Source organism: Curtobacterium sp. ISL-83, from assembly GCF_018613895.1.
Taxonomy (GTDB): domain Bacteria; phylum Actinomycetota; class Actinomycetes; order Actinomycetales; family Microbacteriaceae; genus Curtobacterium.
The window spans coordinates 210,416-232,135 of sequence record NZ_JAGGPH010000002.1 but is presented as its reverse complement, the minus strand read 5'-3'; the positions used below and the strand labels follow the sequence as shown (position 1 = coordinate 232,135).

Below are 21,720 nucleotides of genomic sequence, written 5' to 3'. Positions count from 1 at the left end.
CCCCACCGCATGTTCAAGAGAACCAAGTCCAAGAAGGGCCGCCGCTCCCCGCTGGCGACCGTGTCGCTCATCGTCGTCGGTCTCATGACCACCGGCGGTGCGTACGCGCTGTTCAGCTCCACGGCGAACGCGGACGACAACACCTCCACCGCCGTCGCGGCCTCGAGCCAGTCCGACGTGAACGAGGGCCAGAAGCTCTTCGCGTCCAACTGCGCCACGTGCCACGGCCTCTCAGCGCAGGGCACGAGCGAAGGCCCGTCCCTGATCGGTGTCGGTGCCGCCTCCGTCGACTTCCAGGTGGGCACCGGCCGCATGCCGATGGCCGCCCAGGGTCCCCAGGCCGAAGAGAAGCCCGCGCAGTTCACCGACCAGCAGGTCAAGGCCCTCGCGGCCTACGTGGCCTCGCTCGGCCCGGGCCCGTCGGTTCCCTCCTCGGACCTCACGGACGGCAAGACCGGCAACGCCGCACAGGGCGCGGAGCTGTTCCGCATCAACTGCGCGATGTGCCACAACGTCGCCGGTGCCGGTGGTGCGCTGACCGAGGGCAAGTACGCCCCGAACCTGCACTCCGTGAGCGGCAAGCACATCTACGAGGCCATGGTCACGGGCCCGCAGAACATGCCGGTGTTCAACGACCTGAACCTCTCGCCGCAGCAGAAGGCCGACATCATCACGTACCTGAAGTACGTGCAGGACAACAAGTCGCCGGGCGGGTTCGCGCTCGGGTCCATCGGTCCGGTGGCCGAGGGTCTGTTCATCTGGATCTTCGGACTCGGGGCGGTCGTGGCGATGACCGTCTGGCTGACCGCGAAGTCCAACTGATCGTCCGTGTCGAACGACACTGAAGGGAACACCATGGCAGAGCACGACGACGAGACGCTGAACTCGTCCTCGGCTGTCGAGAAGCACGGCGCGACCACCTCGGCCGGCACCGCGGTCCTGCCCGCGGAGCCGTTCGAGAACCCGGGCGAGCCGCCGCACCGTCCGCGTCGCACCGACGTCGACCCGAAGAAGGCGCGACTCGCCGAGCGACAGGTCGCGACGTTCTTCTACCTCTCGATCGTCGGCAGTGTCCTCGCGATCGCCGCCTACGTGGCCTTCCCGATCAAGGACAACGACTTCGGCTCGATCCGGACGGCGAACCTCTTCCTCGGCCTGTCGATCGCCCTGGCCCTGCTCGCGCTGGGTCTCGGCGCGGTCTACTGGTCGAAGTCGCTCGTGGTCGACCGCGAGATCTCGGAGCTCCGGCACTCGACCCGTGGCAGCGACGCAACGCGTGCCAAGGCGGTCGAGGCCTTCCAGCTCGCCGACAAGGAGTCCGGGTTCAGTCGTCGCAAGCTGATCCGCAACTCGATGATCGGCGCCCTCGCGGCGTTCCCCCTCCCCGGCATCGTGCTGGTGCGTGACCTCGCACCTGCCGCGGACCCCAACGCGCTCCTCCGCCACACCATGTGGGCGAAGGGCACGCGCCTGACGAAGGACCCGACGGGTCTTCCGATCAAGGCGTCCGACGTGACCATCGGCTCGGTGTTCCACGTCATCCCGGACGGCCTCCTCGACAAGAAGGACATGCTCGAGGAAAAGGGCAAGGCTGCCGTCCTGCTCATGCGTCTCGACCCCAAGGACCTGCACCCCGCAAAGGGACGCGAGAACTGGGGTTACGACGGCATCGTCGCGTACTCGAAGATCTGCACCCACGTCGGATGCCCGGTCGCCCTGTACGAGCAGCAGACCCACCACCTGCTGTGCCCGTGCCACCAGTCGACCTTCGATGTCTCGAACAACTGCGAGGTCATCTTCGGACCGGCGGCACGCCCCCTCCCCCAACTTCCGATCGAGATCGACAACGACGGCTACCTGGTTGCCAAGAGCGACTTCCACGAGCCCGTCGGCCCGTCGTTCTGGGAGCGTGAACGCTGATGAGCACCACAACCACCACCGCACCCGCCACGGCCACCAAGCCGGCGCCGGAGCGCGGGTCCCGCATCATCGGGGCAGCCGCCAACTACATCGACGAGCGCACGAGCATCTCGGGCCTCGTGAAGGAGGTCGGGCGGAAGATCTTCCCCGACCACTGGAGCTTCATGCTCGGCGAGGTGGCGCTGTACAGCTTCGTCGTCGTCCTGCTCTCCGGCACGTTCCTGACGTTCTTCTTCCAGGCGTCGATGACCTCGGTCGTCTACGACGGGACGTACCTGCCCCTCAAGGGCGTCGAGATGTCGACGGCCCTGCAGTCGACGCTGAACATCTCCTTCGACATCCGCGGCGGACTCTTCGTCCGGCAGATCCACCACTGGGCGGCGCTGCTGTTCGTGGCCTCGATCATGCTGCACATGGCCCGCGTGTTCTTCACCGGTGCCTTCCGCAAGCCGCGTGAGCTCAACTGGGTCTTCGGCTTCATCCTCTGGGTCCTGGCCATGGCCGAGGGCTTCACGGGCTACTCCCTCCCCGACGACCTGCTCTCCGGCAACGGCCTGCGGATCATCGTCGGCATGATCGAGGGTGTGCCGGTGATCGGCGTCTGGATCGCCTACCTGCTGTTCGGCGGCGAGTTCCCCGGCACCGACATCGTCGGGCGCCTGTACACGCTGCACATCCTGCTGCTGCCGGCGATCCTGGTCGCGGTGCTCGGTGTCCACCTCGTCCTCGTCGTGATCAACAAGCACACGCAGTTCGCGGGCCCCGGCAAGACCAACGAGAACGTCGTCGGCGTCCCGATCCTTCCGGCGTTCGCCGCGAAGGCCGGCGGGTTCTTCTTCATCGTCGCGGGCATCCTCGCGCTCATCGCGTCGCTGTTCACGATCAACCCGATCTGGAACTACGGCCCCTACGACCCCTCCCCGGTGTCGGCGGGTACGCAGCCTGACTGGTACATCGGCTTCGCCGACGGTGCGCTCCGACTGGTGCCACCGCACTGGGAGGTCGTGTGGTTCGGCTACACGGTGTCGTTCAACATCCTGGCGCCGATCACGGTCCTGGTGCTCCTCATCCTCGCGATCTTCCTGTACCCGTTCCTCGAGGCGTGGGTCACGGGCGACAAGCGTGAGCACCACATCCTCGACCGCCCGCGCAACGCGCCGACCCGCACCGCCTTCGGCGCGGCCGGGATCACGCTGTACGCGAGCCTCTGGGCCGCAGCGTCGTCGGACATCATCGCCACGCACTTCATGGTGTCCATCGACCACGTGATCCACGTGATCCAGGCCACGACGGTCCTCGGCCCGTTCGTCGCCTTCTGGATCACGAAGCGCGTGTGCCTCGCGCTGCAGAAGAAGGACCGCGAGATCGTCCTGCACGGGTACGAATCGGGCCGTATCGTCCGACTCCCCCACGGCGAGTACATCGAGGTGCACGAGCAGCTCGACGAGTACGAGCGCTGGAAGCTCCTGCAGTTCAACGAGTACAAGCCGCTCATGATCCGCCCGAACGCCCAGGGCAAGATCACCAGCGTGCAGAAGGTCCGCGCGGGCATGTCGCGGTTCTTCTTCGAGGACCGGATCGCTCCGGTCGGCAAGGCCGAGCTGGAGGCCGCACACGCGGCGCACCACGGCCCTGACCTCGAGGGCACGCACCAGGCACCGCAGATCGGCGCAGGCGGCCACTGAGCCGTCCGCACCAGCGAGAACGCCCCCCGACCACTCGTGGTCGGGGGGCGTTCTCGTCTGTCGGTGTCGAAACGCCGTCTCGGGTTCACCGTCGATTCACGCGGACGTGCTGGAATCGCCAGGGTAGGTGTGGCACTGTGTTGCACCACGCACCCGTCAACGGAATGAGACCCCGATGGACGTCCGGACGGCCGAGCACCCCAGGCCGAACCACTTCCTGCTCCACCTCAGCGACACCCACCTCATCGCGTCGGAGGGCGCACTCTACGGCGACGTGGACTCGGCCGCACGGCTCTCCGAGATCATTGCCGACATCGAAGCATCGGGCACCCACCCGGAGGCCATCGTCGTCACCGGTGACGTCGCCGACAAGGGCGAGGCCGGGGCGTACGCGCGCATCCGCCGGATCGTCGAACCGGCCGCCGAGCGGATCGGCGCGCAGGTCATCTGGGCAATGGGCAACCACGACGAGCGCGGGGCGTTCCGGCAGGAGCTCTTCGGCCTCCAGCCGACGGATCGCCCGGTGGACTTCGTCTACGACGTCAACGGGCTCCGGGTGATCACGCTCGACACGTCAGTGCCCGGCAAGCACCACGGGGAGGTCTCCCCCGAGCAGCTCGACTGGCTCGCGGAGGTCCTGTCCGAGGCAGCTCCGCACGGGACCGTCCTCGCGATGCACCACCCGCCGGTGCCGAGTGTGCAGGACCTCGCGGTCCTCGTCGAGCTCCGCGACCAGCAGGCGCTGGCCGAGGTCATCGAGGGAAGCGACGTCCTCACGATCATCGCCGGCCACCTGCACTACTCGACCAGCGCCGTGTTCGCGGGCGTTCCCGTCTCGGTGGCGAGCGCCACGTGCTACACGCAGGACCTCACCGAGTTCCAGGGCGGGACACGTGGGCGCGACGGAGCACAGTCGTTCAACCTCGTGCACGTCTACGGGCACAACGTGGTCCACTCGGTCGTCCCGATCGGGCACTACGCGACGGTCGGCGAGCCCGTGTCGGCAGCGGACACCGACGCGCGACTCGCCGCGGCTGGCGTCCGGATCGCTCCGGCCGTCGAGCCCGCGCCGGTGACGTCGAGCATCCCGGTCTTCACGCTCGACTCGGTGCCGGTCTCCCCCGTCCACCGGTGAGGCGGGGACGGCCCGGTTTCGGCGCCGGGCTCGCAGGCTCGCCCGGAGCGTGGTGGCCGGGTCCCGGCGAGGGGCTCGCAGGCTCGCCCGGAGCGTGGTGGCCGGGTCCCGGCGCCGGGCTCGCAGGCTCGCCCGGAGCGCGGTGGCCGGGTCCCGGCGCCGGGCTCGCAGGCTCGCCCGGAGCGCACTCGCAGGACGCTGGCGCGTCCTAGGCGCGAGTGCGCTCCAGGCTCGCCCGGAGCGCACTCGCAGGACGCTGGCGCGTCCTAGGCGCGAGTGCGCTCCCACGGCGCGGGGAACGGGAAGTAGCGCTCCAGGAAGTCGGTGACCCGGCGGGTGCGCTCCTCGTCACTGACCTCCGGGAAGCTGCCGTCGTTCAGGCAGAAGAAGTCGACGTTCCGCTTCTTCAAGAGGTCGTCGAGGGACCGCAGCCCGGACTGCATCGTCGTGTCGATGTACCGGACCGAGGAGTTCTCCTGCATGATCGCGCGCCCGGTGAGCAGTGCGTAGTAGTGGTACAGCGAGTTCGTCACCGAGATGTTGTCGGCGGCGCGGAACCGTGATGCGGCCGTCGCGTGGAACTCGTCCGCGAACTCGTGCTCCATCTCGGTCATGATCGACGCGCGCAACGGCGTCGGGGCGTGCTCGAGGTGGCGCGTGGTCACGGCACCGAACCGCTGCTGCAGCAGGCGACGGTTGACGCGGGCGGAGTTCTCGAACCCGCTCCGCGCCGGGTTGTTCGAGCCGAGGCCGATCCGGGTCGTCGCCAGGATGAACTTCGTCACGGACCCGGGGCTGAAGAACACCGACGGGTCGACGGTCCGACCGAAGAACATGTCGTCGTTCGAGTAGATGAAGTGCTCGCTGATGCCCGGGATGTGGTGGAGCTGCGACTCGACGGCCTGCGAGTTGTGCGTCGGCAGGACCGAGGGGTCGGCGAAGAACTCCTCGCTCCGGACGATGCGGACCTTCGGGTGGTCCGCGAGCCAGTGCGGCGCCGGCGAGTCGGTGGCGATGTAGATCTGCCGGATCCACGGCGCGAAGGTGTGCACGGAGCGCAGCGCGTACTTCAGCTCGTCGATCTGGCGGAACCGCGCGGGAGCGTCGTCGCCCTCCCCCAGCACCGCGTTCGACTGCGCGGCCTGTCGGGCGCGCTGGTACTCGATGGCGTTGCCGTCGACCCACGAGAACACGATGTCGATGGGGAATCGGATGTCGGAGACGTGGTCGTCGAACATGTGCTCGACCGTGCGCCAGGTCCGGCCGTACCGGTCGATGTCGACGAGCTCGAACTCGTCGATCGGCAGGCTCCGCCGCATGAGTGCGTTCTCGACGGGTGCGAGGACCTCGGTGTCGGTCACGCGCCAGAACTCGAGCTGCACGCTGGTGTCGGCGCCGTACCGGAGGCGGCCGAGCGGTTCGACACGGGGTCGGAACACCCGGAGCACGGGTTCGTCCGCCGACCCGAGGCCGTCGTCGACGACGAGCACCGCGGGCTTCCGTGGAGGCTTCGCGTAGAAGGGCTCGTTCACGGCCGCGGCCATCACGGCGCTCTCGGCACGCTGGCGGTCGCGCTCGTCGACCGCGATGACGGGACGGTGGTCGTTGCCTCGGATGAGCAGGTGGTCGACGTCGCCGGCGGTGAGCGCGTCGTCGAGGAACAGCAGGTCCTCGATCATCGACTGCTGCGGCGTCAGATGGCCGTTGACGAGCGTCAGACGGCCCTTCCGCAGCACCACGTCGGGCCGGTCGAGACCGCCGGACGACGGTCGAGGGGTCAGCAGTGGACTCTCGGTCACCGGCTCGGTCTCGTCGCTCATCCACGCCCTTCGGATCGGGGGCCGGGCGCACACCCGACACGCTGCGATCCTACCGTCCGGGCAGACGCCCGGACATCCACGGGATCCCGGGCAGGATCCACCTCCGGATGCGGCACGCAACCGTGTCGGGATGGAGGCCCGACCAGCGACCGGCAGGCGGCACTCGACGGGCGTCCGGCTGGTCCGGTCAGCGGGTCTCGGTCGGCCTCGGCACCGTGACGGCGATCCCGATCCCCACGAACGCGGCGGCGGCGACGATCTGCAACCCGGCCCAGACCTGCCCGGGGATCGGCACCGTCACCAGGGGGTTCCAGCACACCGCCACGGCGGCCATCACCACCGCGGCCCACCAGGTGCGCCCACGGACGGCGAAGACGAGCACGATGAGCGCCAGGACCGTGACGCCCCAGCGAGCGAAGACGAACGCCGGTGAGGCGATGAACACGGCGCAGGCGAGCAGGACGATCGCGGCCAGGAGCGACGGCGCCAGTGCGGGTCGCGTGTAGGGCGGCGTCTCGGCCGTCCCGACACGGCCCTTGCCACCACGCGCCCCGGTCCGTCCGGATCCGGACCGTGCGGCCGCGGAGCCAGCTCGGAACGCCTCCGACGCGGACCTCCGCGCGTCGGGTCGTGCCGGACCGCCGTCAGCACGGCCTCGGTCGCCCGAGGGCACGCCGTTCTGGGACGACCCCAGCGGGGGCCGCCCCTTGCGCGCGGCCATCAGCGCGCGGCCGTCATCGGCGGGCCATCAGTACGAGGCCTCGTCCAGGTCGATCGCCTGGAAGGGGCGCGACATCGGCGGCAGGTCGCGCACGCGCTCCAGTGCCGGGACGAGCTCGTCGAGGTACGCGCGGTAGCCGTCCTCGGTGAGGTGCAGTCCGTCGTCGGTGAAGCGCTCGTCGAGGTGGTCGCCGTCGGCGAGGGCGGGCCACGCGTCGAGGTACTGCGCGTGGCAAGTCGCCACGAACTGGCGCAGGTGCCGGTTCGCCTCCTCGATCTTCGTGCTGAACTCCGCCTGGCGCGGCAGGATCGAGACGAGCAGCAGGCGCGCGCCCGGCAGTTCGCGTCGGAGCGTCACGAGGATGGTCTCCACGTTGCGGACGACGTGCTCGACGCTCGCGCGGTGGCTGCCGAAGTCGTTCGTGCCGATGAGCAGCACGATCACCTCGGGCTGTTCCGCGACGACGGCCTCGAGTCGCTGGAGGACCCCGTCGCTCGTGTCGCCGTTGACGCCCTGGTTGACGGTGCGCTCGTCGGGGAGCCACGCGTCCCAGGACCCTCCGGCCGTGATGCTGTCGCCCAGGAACAGGACGGTCGTGCGGTCCGTGGTCATGCTGCCTCCTCGTGCGCCGACTGGTGCGACCCATTCTGCTTGGTCCAGTTGTGTCCCGTCGACAGGGAGCGGTCGGATTCGCGTTCCGCCGCCGCCGTGATGCGCTCGACCATGCCGGGGAAGATCACGCCGTGGAAGGGCAGGATCGAGTACCAGTACAGCCGTCCGGACAGCCCCTGGGGGAAGTAGATCGCGCGCTGCCGGTAGTCGCTCCCGCCGTCCTCGCTCGGGGTGACGGTCATCTCGAGCCACGCTCGGCCCGGCGACTTGAACTCGGCTCGCAGCCGCAGGTAGCGCCCGCGGTCGAGCCGTTCGACCCGCCACCAGTCCAGCGCATCGCCCTGCTCCAGGCGCTTCTGGTCACGGCGGCCGCGGCTCAGCCCGACGCCACCGGCGATCTTGTCCATCCAGCCGCGCGCGACCCAGGCCAGGGGGAACGAGTACCACCCGTTGTCCCCGCCGATCGACTCGACGATGCGCCAGACGTCCTCGGCGGATGCGGACGAGTGCCGCTTCCGGTCGTCGACGTAGACCGTGTGCCCCGCCCAGTCGGGATCGCTCGGCAACGGGTCCGCGGGCGTGTCGGACAGCGTCGCGTTCCGCCAGCTCGTCTCGACCTGGCCGGTCCGCATCTTCGTCAGGGCGAGCCGCACGGCCCGGCGGTACGAGGTCAGTCCCCCGGCCGCGCGCGGCACGACGTCGTCGATGTCGTGCTCGCGCTGCACGCACTCGAACTGCAGGGACTCGATGATCGGCGTCGCGAGCTTGCGCGGGATCGGGGTGACCACGTTGAACCAGTGCGCCGCCAGCCGCGGGGTGAGGACCGGGAGGACCGAGATCGGTCGCTGCGGGAGCTTCGCCTCGACCGCGTACCCGTTGAGCATCTGCCCGTACCGGAGCACGTCCGGTCCGCCGAGGTCGAACGTGCGGTTGACCTCGGCCGGGATCTCGAGCGCCTGCACGAGGTAGTACAGGACGTCGCGCACGGCGATCGGCTGGACCCGGTTCCGGACCCACCGGGGCGCCGGCATCCACGGCAGGACGTCGGTCACGTGCCGGATCATCTCGAACGAGGTGCTGCCGGACCCGATCACGACCCCTGCCTGGTAGGCGATCGTCGGCACACCCGAGCGGAGCAGGACGTCGCCGACCTCCTTCCGGCTCCGCAGGTGCTTCGAGAGCTCGCCGTCGGGGTGCAGCCCGCCCAGGTACACGAACCGACGGACCCCGGCCGCTTTCGCCTCGTGCGCCATCGTCTCGACGGCCTGGCGTTCGGCGCGCTCGAAGTCCCCCTCGGCCCCCATCGCGTGCGCGAGGTAGTACACCGCATCGATGCCCTGGACCGCAGCACGGACGGCAGCGGTGTCCTGCAGGTCACCCTCGGCGACCTCCACCCGGTCGTGCCACGGCACGTCCTGCAGCTTCCGTGGCGTGCGGACGAACACCCGGACGATGTGCCCGGCTTCGAGGAGACGGGGGACGAGTCGGCCGCCGATGTAGCCGGTGGCGCCGGTGACGAGCACGTGCATGCCGGGCACGGTACGCGGCCAGCCTCCGGGTAGGCTTGCCGCGTGGACAACGCAGCGTTCCCCGTCACCGCCGATGCCGTCCGTGGTCTCATCGACCACGCGATCCTGAAGCCCGAACTCACCCGCGCGGAAGTCGATGCCCAGCTCGACGAGGCCGCCGCCCACCGGGTCTTCAGCGTCTGCGTCCGCCCGAGCGACGTCGCGCACGCGGTCGAACGCCTCCGCGGCACGGGCGTCGGCGTCGGGACCGTGATCGGGTTCCCGCACGGCACCACCTCCACCGGGGCGAAGGTCGCCGAGGCGATCCAGGCGTTGGCCGACGGCGCGTTCGAACTGGACATGGTGCAGAACATCGGCGCCGCGAAGTCGGGCGACTGGACGCGCGTCGAGCGGGACGTGCGTGCCGTGGTCGACGCCGCCGGTGACACGGTCGTGAAGGTCATCCTCGAGACCGCGTTCCTGACCGACGACGAGATCGTCGCCGCCTCCCGCATCGCCCGGTCGGCCGGTGCCGCGTTCGTGAAGACGTCCACCGGGTTCGCCGGCGGCGGCGCCACGGTCGACCACATCCGGCTGATGCGCCAGACCGTCGGCCCGGACACCGGGGTCAAGGCCTCCGGTGGCGTCCGCGGGCTCGACACGCTGCTCGCGATGGTCGAGGCCGGGGCAAACCGCATCGGCACGAGCGCCTCCGCACGGATCCTCGACGAGGTCGCCCACCGCACCGAGACGGGCACCGCGTCCGCGCTCGGAGACGACTCCAGCTCCTACTGAGCCGGCTCCTCGGAACCGGCTCGTCCGGACCCGGGCTCCCGCGGTCCGTGTCCCCCAGTACCACCTGACCACCACCTCCTGACGGGCCCGCGGCCCACCGGACGCGACGCAGCGTCGGGAGCCGCACCGGGCCTCCAGACCGCCCATCGGAGCGCGCATGTCCAGCACCGCACCCCAGTCCACCTCCCTGGCACTCGCCGTCGACCTCGGCGGCACCAAGGTCGAGGCGGCCCTCGTCACCGACCAGGGCGTCGTGCTGCCCGCGACACGGTTCCGCAGCCCCACGGGTCCCCAGCGGACCTCCGACGAGTTGCAGGCCGCCGTCGACGAGGTCGTCACGAGTGCCCTGGCGGCGCTGCCGGCGGACGCGACCCTCGTCGGCGTGGGCATCGGTTCCGCGGGGCCGGTCGACGAGGAGCACGGGTTGGTGTCCCCCCTCAACATGCCGGTGTGGCGCGGGTACCCCCTGCGCGACCGCGTGGCCGCGCACGTGCCCGACGGCGTACCCGTCACCCTGCGGATGGACGGGCTCGCGATCACGCTCGCCGAGCACTGGGTGGGCGCCGCGCAGGGATCGGACCACGTGATGGGCATGATCGTGTCCACCGGCGTCGGCGGCGGACTCATCCTGCACGGCCGCACCGTCAGCGGCCCGACCGGCAACGCCGGTCACATCGGACACGTCGAGTGCGGCGGGTTCGACGACGCGTGCGCCTGCGGCGGCACGGGCTGCCTGGAGGCGGTGGCCAGCGGTCCGAAGACCGTCGCCTGGGCGAGACGGCAGGGGTTCGCGGGCTCCACCGGCGAGGAACTGTCCGCCGCGTACGCCGCCGGTGACGAGATCGCCGTCGCAGCCGTCAAGCGGAGCGGTCGCGCCCTCGGGCAGGCGATCGCCGCGGCGACGAGCCTGGTCGACCTGGAGGTCGTGGCCATCGGCGGCGGGTTCTCGCACGTGACGCCGGACCTGTTCGAGTACGCGCGGCAGGCGGTCGCGGAGCGGGTCGAGTTCCCGTTCGTGACGAAGGTGCGGATCGTGCCGACGGCGCTGTCGCAGGACGGCCCGCTGATCGGCGCTGCGGCGCTCGTGCACCGCGCGGACGTCCTGCGCTGAACCGGGGCGGCGTCGTTCCGCGGTGACGGGGCGGGGCGTGCTGCTGGGACGGGGGCGTCTTGCCGAGCCGGGGGCGTCTTGCCGAGACGGGGGCGTCTTGTCGAGACGGGGGCGTGTCGCCGAGACGGGGGCGTCTTGTCGAGACGGGGGCGTGTCGCCGAGACGGGGGCGTCTTGCCGAGACCGCGGCGTCTCGCCGAGACCGCGGCGTCTCGCCGAGACGGCGGCGTGCTGCGCGGACGTGTCCTGCGGTGTCCGGCCGGTCTGCCGTGCCCTGTCCACAGGGGCTGGTCGGCGTGGCGGGTGTCCGGCAGGATGTGCGAGTGCGCTCCCTGCGGCTCGTGACGACCGACGACTGGCCCGAGGCCGAACTGCGCGCCGCGATGCTCGCCGGCGAACTCGTGCCCGTCGGCAGCTGCTGGGCCTCCCCCGCCGAACCCCAGGACCCCGCCCTGCGTGCGGCTGCGTTCGCCTGGGCGGTCCCGACCCGGAAGGTCGTCGCCAGCGGTCGCACGGCCGCGTGGATCTGGGGCGGTCTGTCACGCCCGCCGGATCCCGTCGAGGTGAGCATCCGCCCACAACTCCGCGTCCACGTCGAGCACGGCGTGCGCCTCCGCGAGGTCCAGCTGCCGGCGTCCGACGTCGTCACCTTCGCCGGGAGCCGGACCGGTACCGCGTCCGGCGTCGCCGTCACCGCGCCCGTCCGGACAGTCGTGGACCTGCTCCGAGCGCCGGGGCCGCGTGCGGGCACGTTCGGGGCCGACGAGGCCCTCGCCGTCGGCGGGCTGTTCGGCGCTGGTGTCGTGGACCCCGCGGAGGTGGCCGCGCGACTCACCGCGCTCGGCACGATACCGATGGCCCGGCAGGCGGAACGGCGTCTCCGCGACCTGCTGCGGGCCTCCGTCGTCGTCAGCTGATCGGGCCGGCGGGGTGCCGCTGGGGGCCGCCGTCCTCCCCGAGACGGTGCGTCCGGACACGCCCGAAGGCGAATCGGGCGGTGCCGATTCGCCCAGTGGCGAGTCGGCCGGTGTGGACCGGGCGGTCAGCCCGCGCTGACGCGGTAGACGTCGTAGACCGTGTCGATCCGTCGCACGGCGTTGAGGACCCGGTCCAGGTGCGTGGTGTCGCCCATCTCGAACACGAACCGACTGAGCGCGAGGCGCTCCGACGAGGTCGACACCGTCGCGGACAGGATGTTCACGTGGTGGTCCGTCAGGACGCGGGTGACGTCGCTGAGGAGCCCCGACCGATCGAGCGCCTCGATCTGGATCTGGACGAGGAACACCGACTTCGACGACGGAGCCCATTCGACCTCGATCATCCGGTCGGGCTCGTTCATGAGCGACTTCACGTTCGTGCACGACGCCTGGTGGACGGACACGCCTTGGCCGCGGGTGATGAAGCCCACGATCTGGTCGCCCGGTACCGGCGTGCAGCACTTCGCGAGCTTCACGAGGATGTCCGGCGCGCCGCGGACGAGCACGCCGCTGTCGCTGTTCCGCAGCTGACGGCTCGTGACCTGGCGCGGGAACGACTCCGGTTCGTCCGACTCGGTGTCGGTCTGGACGCTGCCGAGCACCTTCTCGATGACGGACTGCGTGGAGACGTGCCCTTCACCGATCGCGGCGTAGAGGGCCGAGACGTCGTCGTACCGCATCGAGGACGCGACCTCGGCGAAGGTGTCCTGGCTCATCAGGCGCTGGAGCGGCAGGTTCTGCTTGCGCATCGCCCGGGCGATGGCATCACGACCTTGCTCGATCGCCTCTTCCCGGCGCTCCTTGGTGAACCACTGCTTGATCTTGTTCCGCGCCCGCGGACTCTTGACGAAGGCCAACCAGTCCTGGCTCGGCCCGGAATCCGGGTTTTTCGACGTGAAGATCTCGACGACGTCGCCGCTCGACAGGGAGCTCTCCAGCGGGACGAGGCGTCCGTTCACCTTCGCACCCATCGTGCGGTGCCCGACCTCGGTGTGCACGGCGTACGCGAAGTCGACCGGCGTCGCGCCTGCGGGCAGTCCGATGACCTTGCCCTGCGGCGTGAAGACGTAGGTCTCCTTCGCGCCGATCTCGTACCGGAGTGAGTCGAGGAACTCCCCCGGATCGCTCGTCTCCGCCTGCCAGTCGGTGATGTGGGCCAGCCATGCCATGTCCTGGTCGGTCGCGCTCGAGCTGTCGACGTCGCGACCGGCCGCGCGCTGCTTGTACTTCCAGTGCGCCGCCACGCCGAACTCGGCACGCTGGTGCATCTCGTACGTTCGGATCTGGATCTCGACCGCGCGACCCTGTGGCCCGAGGACGGTGGTGTGCAGCGACTGGTAGAGGTTGAACTTCGGCGTCGCGATGTAGTCCTTGAACCGTCCGGGGAGCGGCGTCCACCGCGCGTGCACGGAGCCGAGCATGGCGTAGCAATCGCGGACCGTCGGGACGAGGACCCGGATGCCGACCAGGTCGTAGATCTCGTCGAACTCACGACCGCGAACGATCATCTTCTGGTAGATCGAGTAGTACTGCTTCGGCCGTCCCATGACGTCGCCGCGGACCTTCGCCGCCTTGAGGTCCTTCTTGAGCGTGCCGATGACGTTCTGCACGAACTGCTCGCGCTTCGGCTGACGTTCCTTGACCAGGCTGTCGATCTCGACGTAGAGCTTCGGGTGCAGGACCGCGAACGACAGGTCCTCCAACTCGAGCTTGATCATCTGGATCCCGAGGCGGTGCGCGAGGGGCGCGTAGATCTCGAGCGTCTCCTTCGCCTTGCGCGTGGCGGAGGTGGACTCGACGAAGCCCCAGGTGCGCGCGTTGTGCAGCCGGTCCGCGAGCTTGATCACGAGCACCCGGATGTCCTTCGACATCGCGATGACCATCTTGCGGACGGTCTCGGCCTGGGCGCTGTCGCCGTACTTGACCTTGTCGAGCTTCGTGACGCCGTCGACCAGCATCGCGATCTCGTCGCCGAAGTCGGCGCGCAGCTGGTCGAGCTGGTAGTCGGTGTCCTCGACGGTGTCGTGCAGGAGCGCGGCGGCGATCGTGATCGTGCCGATGCCGAGGTCGGCGAGGATCTGCGCCACCGCGACCGGGTGCGTGATGTAGGGCTCGCCGGACTTGCGCTTCTGCCCGTCGTGCGCGCGCTCCGCGACGGAGTAGGCCCGTTCGATGAGGGTGACGTCGGCCTTGGGGTGGTGCGAGCGGACGGTGCGGATCAGGGTGTCGACGGCACCGGCCGGCTGCGCGCGCGAGAACAGGCGCGGGAGCAGCGAGCGGAGCGACCCGAGGTTGCCGGTCGTGTTGGGCCCCAGGGGGCTCGTCGGACGCGGCGCGGAGCCGGGGCGGCTCGGGACAGACGCATCCTGAGGCGTGGACTCACGCGTGTCCGTCATGATGCGCCTCCCGTGACTGGCGTCCGAGCTCGATCGGTCAAGACTACGCGTGTCGTGTCAGTGCTCGTGACGCGGTTCGCTGTCGGCACCGCTGCTGGCGGCCCCGTCGCTGCCCGGGCGCTCCACCGGGGCACCCGCCTGCTCCCAGGCGACCATGCCGCCCTGCAAGCTCACCGCGGGGACGCCGGACTGCTCGAGCGCCGCGACGACCCGAGCCGACCGCGCGCCGGAGTGGCACACGACGATCGCGGGTTCGTCCCCGCCGTCGATCTCCTGCCACCGCTCGACGAGCTCGGACATCGGCACGAGCGTGGCCTGGGGCGCGTGGACCTCGTCCCACTCCCCCTGCTCGCGGACGTCGAACAACCGAGCCCCCGACGACAGGCGGCGCAGGGCCTCGGGGACGTCGATCTCCTGGATGTCGATCGGCATCAGACGCTCGCCGCCGCGTCGACTTCGCGCTGCCGCTTCTGGGCCGCGAGCACCTTCTTGGCGTCCGACTGCTTGATCTTCGGCTCGTTCTCCCGCAGGTGCGCGTACATCGGCGAGGCGATGAAGATCGTGGAGTACGTCCCGACGATGATGCCGATGAACAGCGCGAGCGAGATGTCGCGGAGCGTGCCGGCGCCGAGGACGTACGAGCCGATGAACAGGATCGCGCCGACGGGCAGCAGGGCGACGATCGAGGTGTTGATCGAGCGCACGAGGGTCTGGTTGACCGCCAGGTTCACCGACTGCGTGAACGTCCGGTGGGATTCCTGGCTCGTGTTCTCGCGCACCTTGTCGAAGACCACGACCGTGTCGTACAGCGAGTACCCGAGGATCGTCAGGAAGCCGATGACGGCTGCCGGCGTGACCTCGAGCCCCACGATGCCGTAGACCCCCGCAGTGATCAGGAGGTCGTGCAGCAGCGCGGCCATCGCGGAGAGTGACATCTTCCAGGTGCGGAAGTACACCGTCATGAAGACCGCGGCGAGGGCGAGGAAGATCACGAGACCGCGGATCGCCTGCGCCAGGACGTCCGCACCCCACGTCGCACCGATGAAGGTCGAGGCGACCTGGTCCTCGCGCACGTCGTACGCCTTGGCCAGGGCGTCCTGCACCTCGGTCGTCTCGCGGTCGGTCAGCTGCCCGGTCTGGACACGGATGCCGTGCGTGCCGAGCTGGGAGACGCGCGGGACCCCGTTCGGGACGATCCGCTCGACCGTCTGCGTCGCGAGGTTCTGGTCGAGGTTCTTCGCGTCCGAGATCGTGAACTCGGAGCCGCCGGTGAACTCGATGCCGAGCTGGTACCCGCCGCGGAGCCACGGCACCGCGAGCGACACCACGATCGCGATCAGGGCGATGAGGTACCACCGCTTGCGTCGGCCGACGATGTCGTACGAGCGCTTGCCCGTGTAGAGGTCGCTACCGAACTGGCTGAAGCTGGCCATCAGTCGTCCTTCCCGTCCGGCGTCGTGCCGTCTCCGCCGGAGGCCTGCTGGGCCTTCCGCTCTGCGATCGTCTGTCGGCGCTGCGCTTCACCGGCGCTGCGCTGGCGCTTCCCGTCCACCACCGGTGCCCGGAACTGGGCCCGCCCGCGGTACACGGCGCCGAGTGCGGCGGGGTCGAGCCCACTGAACCGGTGTCCTTCGCCGAAGAACCGGCTGCGCGAGATGAGCCGCATCATCGGGTGCGTGAACAGCGTCACGACGACCACGTCGATGAGGGTGGTCAGCAGGAGGGTGAAGGCGAACCCCTTCACGTCGCTGACCGCGAGGATGTAGAGCACGATCGCGGCGAGGAAGTTCACCGAGTCCGAGGCGAGGATCGTGCGGAGCGCACGCTTCCACCCGGCCTCGACCGCACTCTCGAGCGCACGGCCTTCACGGAGTTCGTCGCGGATGCGTTCGAAGTACACGATGAACGAGTCCGCCGTGATGCCGATCGCCACGATCAACCCCGCGACCCCCGCGAGCGAGAGCCGGTAGTCCACCCGCCACGACATGATCGCGATCACGAGGTAGGTCAGGGCGGCGGCGACGCCGAGCGAGAGGACGGTGACGAACGCCAGCGCGCGGTACTGGATCACCGAGTAGATGATCACGAGGATCAACCCGATGAGTCCGGCGACCAGGCCGCCGATGAGCTGTGCCGTCCCGAGGGTCGCGGAGATGTTCTCGTTCGACTGGACCTTGAAGTTGATCGGCAGCGCGCCGTACTTCAGCTGGTCGGCGAGGGTCTTCGCGGACTCGGCGGTGAAGCTGCCGGTGATCTGCGCCTTGCCGTTCGTGATCGCCACGTTGGTCGTCGGGGCGGTGATGACCGACCCGTCGAGCACGATGGCGAACTGGTTCTGCGGCTGCTGGAGCTTGACGAGGCGGCTCGTCACCGTGCTGAAGTCCTTGGTGCCCGTCCCGTTGAAGGAGAGGTTGACGGCCCACTGACCGGTGGACGTGCCCTGGGAGTCCGTCGCCAGGCCCGAAGTCGCATTGCTGATGTTCGAGCCGGAGACCTCGACGGGGCCGAGGATGTACTTGCCCGCGCCGTCCTGGTCGCACGTCACGAGCGGCTTGTCGTCGGGCGCTGCGGTGACGTCACCGGGGGCCTTGCAGTTGTAGTTCGTGTAGAGGTCCTGCAGCTGCGGGGTCACCCACGCGAGGTCACTGGCGTTCGTCGGCTTGGTGCTCGGCGTCGCCGCGAGTGATGCGGGCGGCGAGTACGGCGTCGGCGACGCGGACGCGCCCTTGCCCCCGACGGCCGCGTTCGTCGCGGCCTCGGTGTACAGCACGGGGCGGAACGTCAGCTTCGCGGCGGCTTCGATCCGGTCGATCGTGGCCTTGTCGGGCTTGCCCGGGATCGACACGACGATGTTGTTCGTGCCCTGGGTGTTGATCTGGGACTCGGACACCCCCGTCGCGTTGATCCGCTGCCGGATGATGTTGACCGCCTGGTTGAGCTGCTGGCTCGTCACCGAGCCGCCCCCGGTGTTCTCGGCCGCGAGCGTCAGCTGCGTGCCGCCCTGCAGGTCGAGCGCGAGCTCAGGGACCCAGCTGGCTCCGTTGAACCACTTGCCGCTGGCGTCCTTCGTCGTGCTGGCGAGGATCGACGCAGCGGTGTTGAGCCCTGCCAGCACCGCCATGATGATCACCAACCAGGTGAGCGAACGAAGCGCCTTCTTGACGGGTGTCGATCGTGCCACCGGTCGTCTCGTCTTTCTGTCAGGACCGACGGCGGTTGACCGACGGCAAGAGTGTCGCCGCCGGGTCGGAGGACCCGGCGGTCGAAGGGGGTGTCAGTCTTCGGTCTTGCGCTTCGACGGGTCGACGTCGTCGACGTGCGTCGTGTCGAGGCGTTCGCCGTACACGGGCTCACCGTTGAGCTCGGCGACGGGCTTCGGCTCGTCGTCCGGGGTGGCGGTCGTGTCGATGACGGCGGCGTCGTCCTCGACGACGCGCGACAGGGTCTGACGGTGCACGGTGACGATGGTGCCCGGAGCGATCTCGACGTCGGCGGTGACCTTCTCGTCGTTGACGGAGAGCAGGGTGCCGTACAGGCCGAAGGAGAGCATGACCTTCGCGCCCGGAACCATCTTGTTCACGAGCTCGGACTGCTGCTTCTTGCGCTTCCGGCTGTTGTAGAACATGAAGGCCGCGAACGCCACGACGATGACGATGAGGATGACTTCTTGACCCATGATGCGTTGCCTTCTCTGGTTGCTCGGTTTCGGGCCGTAGCAGTCTAGGGCACACGCCTGTGCGTGGCATGTCACCAGACTGCCCGGCGATGTCAGTCGGTGTCGTCCGTGGTGTCGAACAGGCCCGGCTGGGCGTCGAGCCCCTGGCCGGGCGTCATGCCGAAGTGCCGCCAGGCCCGCGGCGTGGCGATTCGTCCGCGGGGACTCCGGGTGAGCAGGCCGACCCGCACGAGGAACGGTTCGACCACGGACTCGATGGTCTCGGCCTCTTCACCGACGGAGACCGCGAGCGTGTTGAGACCGACCGGACCGCCATCGAAACGGGTGAGCATGATCTCGACGACGGCACGGTCGAGCCGGTCGAGGCCGAGCTCGTCGACGTCGTACAGGTCGAGCGCGCCCTGCACCGCCGCCATCCCGTCCGTCGTCCGGTGCACGAGGGCGTAGTCCCGCACGCGCCGGAGCAGCCGGTTCGCGATGCGCGGGGTGCCTCGGGAGCGCCCTGCGATCTCGCGGAGGGCCGTCCGGTCGATGTCGAGCTCCAGGAGGTGCGCGGCACGGATGAGGACCTGTTCGAGCTCGTCCTTCTCGTAGAACTCGAGGTGGGCGGTGAACCCGAAGCGGTCGCGCAACGGGTTCGGCAGGAGCCCGGCGCGGGTGGTGGCGCCGACGAGCGTGAACGGTGCGAGGTCGAGCGGGATGCTCGTCGCACCGGCGCCCTTGCCGACCATCACGTCGATGCGGAAGTCCTCCATCGCGAGGTAGAGCATCTCCTCCGCTGAGCGTGCCATGCGGTGGATCTCGTCGATGAAGAGGACCTCACCGGGGACGAGCGACGAGAGCACCGCAGCGAGGTCCCCCGCGTGCTGGATCGCCGGACCGCTCGACATGCGCAGGGGGCGGCCGGACTCGTGGGCGACGATCATCGCGAGCGTGGTCTTGCCGAGACCGGGCGGGCCGGCCATCAGGATGTGGTCGGGCGTGCGGTCCTGCATCGCGGCGGCCTTGAGGAGCAGGTCGAGCTGACCGCGGACCTTGCGCTGCCCGACGAACTCGTCCAACGACCGGGGACGGAGCGCGCCCTCGAACGCGAGCTCTTCCGGGGACTCGGCGCTGGCGGCGGTGATGCCGCTCACCGGCCGGCACCGGCGGGACGGAGCGCCCCGAGTGCGGCACGGAGGAGCGCCTGCGTGCCCATGGCGGCTGCGCCCGGCTCGTTGGCGACGGTCTCGTCGACGGCGGCCTGTGCCGCGTCTTCGCGCCATCCCAGCCCGATCAGCGCCGTGACGACGTCGACGGCAGCAGGGTGCGCGGCCGTTCCGCGTGTCGCGGCGACGACGGCGGCCTGCTCGAACGCCGCGAGCTTGCCGGACAGCGCGACGATGATCAGCTTCGCGGTCTTCGGGCCGATGCCGGAGACCTTGCGGAACGCGCCGTCGTCGTCCTTCGCGACGGCGTTCGCGACCTGCGCGGGCTCCATGTGGGCGAGGACACCCATCGCCGACTTCGGTCCGACACCGGAGACGCTGCGGAGCAGGTCGAACACCTGGAGCGCGTCCGAGGACTCGAACCCGAAGAGCATCTGGTCGTCCTCGCGCACGATCATCGCGGTGCGGAGGAAGACCTCGGCACCGAGGCGCATCGTCAGCGCGTGCGCCGGCGTGACCGTGACGGCGTACCCGACACCGCCGGCTTCGACCACGACGCTCGATCCGGCGACGTCGATGCAGGTGCCCCGGAGACTCGCGATCATGCCCCGAGCCTACGGCCGCCCGCGGACGATCCCGTCGTGCCACGCTGCGCACCGAAGCGGCCGCGGGAACCCGAGGCGGCCGCGGCTGCCCGGGCGAGGGGGGAATCCACCGTGCCCTGCTGGGCGTCCCGCCACGCGCGCTGTGCCGGGGTGAGCGTCGACGGGCCGGTCCCGCCCGCGTCGGGTGACCCGAGCCTCCAGGCATGGCACACCGCCAGCGCGAGCGCGTCCGCCGCGTCGGCGGGCTTCGGGACCTCGTCGAGGCCGAGCACCCGCGCGATCATCGCCTGGACCTGACGTTTGTCGGCGTTGCCGTAGCCGGTGACGGCGGCCTTCACCTCGGACGGGGTGTGCAGCCCGACCGGCAGGCCGCGGGCCGCCGCGGCGTGCAGGGCGAGGCCGGCCGCCTGCGCCGTGCCCATCACGGTCCGGACGTTCGCCTGGGCGAAGACCCGCTCGACGGCGACGGCATCCGGGCGGTGCTCGTCGATCTCGGCGGCGATGCCGTTGGCGATGAGCAGCAGCCGTTGCTCGAGCGCCATGTCAGCGGGCGTCCTGACGACCGTCACGTGGACCAGCCGGGCGCGGCGGTTCGGTGCGACCTCGACCACGCCGACGCCGCACCGGGTGAGCCCGGGGTCGACCCCGAGCACCCGCAGCATCGCTACTCGCCCTCGTCCTCGTCGAGCTCGGCCTGGACGTCGGCGGGGATCTCGAAGTTCGCGTAGACGTTCTGCACGTCGTCGCTGTCCTCGAGCGCGTCGATGAGCCGGAACACCTTGCGGGCGGTCTCGGCGTCGATCGGGACCTTGAGCCCGGGGACGAACTCGGCGTCCGCGGAGTCGTAGTCGATCCCGGCGTCCTGCAGCGCCGTGCGGGCGGCGACGAGGTCGCTCGCCTCGGTGATGACCTCGAAGCCACCACCCTGGTCGATCACGTCTTCGACGCCGGCGTCGAGGACCGCCGCCATCACGGTGTCCTCGTCGAGGCCGTCCACCTTCGTGACCGAGATGACGCCCTTGCGCGCGAAGTTGTAGGCGACGCTGCCCGGGTCGGCCATCGTGCCGCCGTTGCGGGACATCGCCGTCCGGACCTCGGCAGCGGCACGGTTCTTGTTGTCCGTGAGGCACTCGATGAGCATCGCGACGCCGTTCGGTGCGTAGCCCTCGTACATGATCGTCGTGTACTCGATCGACTCCCCGGTCAGGCCGGCGCCGCGCTTGACGGCGCGGTCGATGTTGTCGTTCGGGACCGAGGTCTTCTTGGCCTTCTGGATCGCGTCCACGAGCGTCGGGTTGCCCGACAGGTCCGCGCCGCCCATCTTGGCGGCCACTTCGATGTTCTTGATCAGCTTGGCGAACGACTTGGCACGACGGCCGTCGATGACGGCCTTCTTGTGCTTCGTCGTCGCCCACTTGGAATGCCCGGACACGGTCCTCCTTGCGTCGTGCGGAAAGTCCCGACCATCCTACCGGCCGGGAGGCACAGGTCGGCCCCGGCGCGCTGGCTGCGGTGGCGTGGGCGGGTGCGAGACGCGCCCGTCACCGTGAGACGCCGCCAGGGGCCCGAGACGGAGCGGGATCCGGCGGCGTCTCGCGAGTTCGGCGGCGCC

General features: G+C 69.9%; 20 protein-coding genes. 7 read left to right on the top strand and 13 right to left on the bottom strand.

Annotation, left to right across the window (positions count from 1 at the left end):
* Positions 1-9 precede the first annotated feature (9 nt).
* The 4 genes from J7E22_RS01360 to J7E22_RS01345 all read left to right on the top strand — a co-directional run bounded on the left by J7E22_RS01360 (position 10) and on the right by J7E22_RS01345 (position 4,740).
* The gene (locus tag J7E22_RS01360) at positions 10-822 is read left to right on the top strand and encodes a c-type cytochrome (RefSeq protein WP_214978132.1); all 813 of its coding nucleotides are present in this window, start codon (positions 10-12) and stop codon (positions 820-822) included.
* A 33-nt stretch (positions 823-855) separates the two neighbouring features.
* Positions 856-1,920, top strand: coding sequence for a ubiquinol-cytochrome c reductase iron-sulfur subunit (locus J7E22_RS01355; protein ID WP_214978129.1), 1,065 nt, complete (start codon positions 856-858; stop codon positions 1,918-1,920).
* Complete coding sequence (locus J7E22_RS01350) at positions 1,920-3,605, top strand: ubiquinol-cytochrome c reductase cytochrome b subunit (RefSeq protein ID WP_214978127.1); 1,686 nt, start codon at positions 1,920-1,922, stop codon at positions 3,603-3,605. Before J7E22_RS01355 ends, J7E22_RS01350 begins: the two co-directional genes overlap by 1 nt.
* Before the next feature lie 175 nt (positions 3,606-3,780).
* A complete protein-coding gene (locus J7E22_RS01345; protein ID WP_214978125.1) occupies positions 3,781-4,740 on the top strand; it encodes a phosphodiesterase in 960 nt (319 codons plus the stop codon).
* Between the two features lie 266 nt (positions 4,741-5,006).
* Here J7E22_RS01345 and J7E22_RS01340 read toward each other — a convergent pair whose 3' ends face one another.
* The 4 genes from J7E22_RS01340 to J7E22_RS01325 all read right to left on the bottom strand — a co-directional run bounded on the left by J7E22_RS01340 (position 5,007) and on the right by J7E22_RS01325 (position 9,422).
* Positions 5,007-6,560, bottom strand: coding sequence for a stealth conserved region 3 domain-containing protein (locus tag J7E22_RS01340; protein ID WP_214978124.1), 1,554 nt, complete (start codon positions 6,558-6,560; stop codon positions 5,007-5,009).
* A gap of 187 nt (positions 6,561-6,747) precedes the next feature.
* Complete coding sequence (locus tag J7E22_RS17370; RefSeq protein WP_251008540.1) at positions 6,748-7,281, bottom strand: DUF6804 family protein; 534 nt, start codon at positions 7,279-7,281, stop codon at positions 6,748-6,750.
* Positions 7,282-7,308: 27 nt separating this feature from the next.
* Positions 7,309-7,893 (bottom strand): GDSL-type esterase/lipase family protein, encoded by a 585-nt coding sequence (locus J7E22_RS01330; RefSeq protein WP_214978123.1) that lies wholly within the window; start codon positions 7,891-7,893, stop codon positions 7,309-7,311.
* Positions 7,890-9,422 carry an SDR family oxidoreductase gene (locus J7E22_RS01325; protein WP_214978122.1) on the bottom strand — a complete coding sequence of 511 codons (1,533 nt, stop codon included), beginning with the start codon at positions 9,420-9,422 and terminating at the stop codon, positions 7,890-7,892. Before J7E22_RS01325 ends, J7E22_RS01330 begins: the two co-directional genes overlap by 4 nt.
* A gap of 42 nt (positions 9,423-9,464) precedes the next feature.
* Between J7E22_RS01325 and deoC the strand changes: the two genes are divergently transcribed.
* The 3 genes from deoC (at position 9,465) to J7E22_RS01310 (ending at position 12,223) form a co-directional block, all read left to right on the top strand.
* On the top strand, positions 9,465-10,196 hold the full coding sequence (deoC, locus tag J7E22_RS01320; RefSeq protein WP_214978121.1) for a deoxyribose-phosphate aldolase: 732 nt from the start codon (positions 9,465-9,467) through the stop codon (positions 10,194-10,196).
* Positions 10,197-10,353: 157 nt separating this feature from the next.
* The gene (locus tag J7E22_RS01315) at positions 10,354-11,307 is read left to right on the top strand and encodes an ROK family protein (RefSeq protein WP_214978120.1); all 954 of its coding nucleotides are present in this window, start codon (positions 10,354-10,356) and stop codon (positions 11,305-11,307) included.
* Between the two features lie 322 nt (positions 11,308-11,629).
* Positions 11,630-12,223, top strand: a complete 594-nt coding sequence (locus J7E22_RS01310) for a type IV toxin-antitoxin system AbiEi family antitoxin (protein ID WP_214978119.1) — start codon at positions 11,630-11,632, stop codon at positions 12,221-12,223.
* Positions 12,224-12,348: 125 nt separating this feature from the next.
* On the opposite strand, the gene J7E22_RS01305 is transcribed toward J7E22_RS01310, so the two are convergent.
* The 9 genes from J7E22_RS01305 to J7E22_RS01265 all read right to left on the bottom strand — a co-directional run bounded on the left by J7E22_RS01305 (position 12,349) and on the right by J7E22_RS01265 (position 21,540).
* Positions 12,349-14,679: a bifunctional (p)ppGpp synthetase/guanosine-3',5'-bis(diphosphate) 3'-pyrophosphohydrolase gene (locus tag J7E22_RS01305; protein ID WP_251008539.1), complete on the bottom strand. Its 2,331-nt coding sequence runs from the start codon at positions 14,677-14,679 to the stop codon at positions 12,349-12,351.
* A gap of 57 nt (positions 14,680-14,736) precedes the next feature.
* Entirely contained in the window at positions 14,737-15,111 is a 375-nt protein-coding gene (locus J7E22_RS01300; protein WP_214978118.1) for a rhodanese-like domain-containing protein, read from the bottom strand.
* Positions 15,111-16,112, bottom strand: a complete 1,002-nt coding sequence (gene secF / locus J7E22_RS01295) for a protein translocase subunit SecF (RefSeq protein WP_214978116.1) — start codon at positions 16,110-16,112, stop codon at positions 15,111-15,113. Before secF ends, J7E22_RS01300 begins: the two co-directional genes overlap by 1 nt.
* Complete coding sequence (gene secD / locus J7E22_RS01290) at positions 16,112-17,860, bottom strand: protein translocase subunit SecD (RefSeq protein WP_214978114.1); 1,749 nt, start codon at positions 17,858-17,860, stop codon at positions 16,112-16,114. The genes secF and secD overlap by 1 nt, the downstream gene beginning before the upstream one ends.
* Positions 17,861-17,953: 93 nt before the next feature.
* The gene (gene yajC, locus J7E22_RS01285; protein WP_214978113.1) at positions 17,954-18,355 is read right to left on the bottom strand and encodes a preprotein translocase subunit YajC; all 402 of its coding nucleotides are present in this window, start codon (positions 18,353-18,355) and stop codon (positions 17,954-17,956) included.
* 92 nt (positions 18,356-18,447) lie between these two features.
* Positions 18,448-19,491, bottom strand: a complete 1,044-nt coding sequence (ruvB, locus tag J7E22_RS01280) for a Holliday junction branch migration DNA helicase RuvB (protein WP_214978111.1) — start codon at positions 19,489-19,491, stop codon at positions 18,448-18,450.
* Positions 19,488-20,108, bottom strand: a complete 621-nt coding sequence (ruvA, locus tag J7E22_RS01275) for a Holliday junction branch migration protein RuvA (RefSeq protein WP_214978109.1) — start codon at positions 20,106-20,108, stop codon at positions 19,488-19,490. Before ruvA ends, ruvB begins: the two co-directional genes overlap by 4 nt.
* Positions 20,105-20,767 carry a crossover junction endodeoxyribonuclease RuvC gene (gene ruvC, locus J7E22_RS01270; protein WP_214978198.1) on the bottom strand — a complete coding sequence of 221 codons (663 nt, stop codon included), beginning with the start codon at positions 20,765-20,767 and terminating at the stop codon, positions 20,105-20,107. Before ruvC ends, ruvA begins: the two co-directional genes overlap by 4 nt.
* Before the next feature lie 5 nt (positions 20,768-20,772).
* The gene (locus tag J7E22_RS01265) at positions 20,773-21,540 is read right to left on the bottom strand and encodes a YebC/PmpR family DNA-binding transcriptional regulator (protein ID WP_214978108.1); all 768 of its coding nucleotides are present in this window, start codon (positions 21,538-21,540) and stop codon (positions 20,773-20,775) included.
* Positions 21,541-21,720 lie beyond the last annotated feature (180 nt).

What these genes read in the sequence shown, in the direction of transcription:
- J7E22_RS01305 (WP_251008539.1), bottom strand. Translation starts at nt 14,679, where the DNA reads ATGACGGACACGCGTGAGTCCACGCCTCAGGATGCGTCTGTCCCGAGC.
- J7E22_RS01355 (WP_214978129.1), top strand. Translation starts at nt 856, where the DNA reads ATGGCAGAGCACGACGACGAGACGCTGAACTCGTCCTCGGCTGTCGAG.
- J7E22_RS01360 (WP_214978132.1), top strand. Translation starts at nt 10, where the DNA reads ATGTTCAAGAGAACCAAGTCCAAGAAGGGCCGCCGCTCCCCGCTGGCG.
- J7E22_RS01345 (WP_214978125.1), top strand. Translation starts at nt 3,781, where the DNA reads ATGGACGTCCGGACGGCCGAGCACCCCAGGCCGAACCACTTCCTGCTC.
- J7E22_RS17370 (WP_251008540.1), bottom strand. Translation starts at nt 7,281, where the DNA reads ATGGCCGCGCGCAAGGGGCGGCCCCCGCTGGGGTCGTCCCAGAACGGC.
- secF (WP_214978116.1), bottom strand. Translation starts at nt 16,112, where the DNA reads ATGGCCAGCTTCAGCCAGTTCGGTAGCGACCTCTACACGGGCAAGCGC.
- J7E22_RS01315 (WP_214978120.1), top strand. Translation starts at nt 10,354, where the DNA reads ATGTCCAGCACCGCACCCCAGTCCACCTCCCTGGCACTCGCCGTCGAC.
- yajC (WP_214978113.1), bottom strand. Translation starts at nt 18,355, where the DNA reads ATGGGTCAAGAAGTCATCCTCATCGTCATCGTCGTGGCGTTCGCGGCC.
- J7E22_RS01350 (WP_214978127.1), top strand. Translation starts at nt 1,920, where the DNA reads ATGAGCACCACAACCACCACCGCACCCGCCACGGCCACCAAGCCGGCG.
- J7E22_RS01300 (WP_214978118.1), bottom strand. Translation starts at nt 15,111, where the DNA reads ATGCCGATCGACATCCAGGAGATCGACGTCCCCGAGGCCCTGCGCCGC.
- J7E22_RS01325 (WP_214978122.1), bottom strand. Translation starts at nt 9,422, where the DNA reads ATGCACGTGCTCGTCACCGGCGCCACCGGCTACATCGGCGGCCGACTC.
- ruvA (WP_214978109.1), bottom strand. Translation starts at nt 20,108, where the DNA reads ATGATCGCGAGTCTCCGGGGCACCTGCATCGACGTCGCCGGATCGAGC.
- J7E22_RS01340 (WP_214978124.1), bottom strand. Translation starts at nt 6,560, where the DNA reads ATGAGCGACGAGACCGAGCCGGTGACCGAGAGTCCACTGCTGACCCCT.
- J7E22_RS01330 (WP_214978123.1), bottom strand. Translation starts at nt 7,893, where the DNA reads ATGACCACGGACCGCACGACCGTCCTGTTCCTGGGCGACAGCATCACG.